Annotated in this window: 1 pseudogene; it reads right to left on the reverse strand. The window is 26.6% G+C overall.

The features are described from left to right. Window positions 1-107: 107 nt before the first annotated feature. Window positions 108-402, reverse strand: a pseudogene (locus tag EO083_RS09795) (hypothetical protein); the annotation flags it as partial.

Below are 402 nucleotides of genomic sequence, written 5' to 3' on the forward strand. Positions count from 1 at the left end.
TCTTAGTCAAGTTACAGTCACCTTTACTATTCTTTTCTCTTTCTTTAATTATCTTCACCTACACAGGCGTTTTGTTAAATATTAATTTTCTTCTTAGCATTAACTATTCAATTTATTAAAGCATCTACTTTAATTTTATTTCCATTAGATTTTAGAGCTGCTTCAAAAAATGCTAAATCTTTTATTGCTTCTTCGCAATTTCCAAGATCATTTTCTTTATTATTTAATATAACCTCATAGAAATCTACAAATTCTTCTTTATAGCCCATATTTTCTTCAAAACCTATTTCTTTATCGTTATAAAGAATTTTATTTTTTAAAACTTTGTAATGCACCCCGAAAAATTGGACAGAAATCAAGAAACTTTTGTGTAGTTTAAGTATTCTTCGTATACCTCTCGTG

Origin of the sequence: Thermosipho globiformans, assembly GCF_003990895.1 — a bacterium.
GTDB classification, from domain to species: Bacteria; Thermotogota; Thermotogae; order Thermotogales; family Fervidobacteriaceae; genus Thermosipho; species Thermosipho japonicus.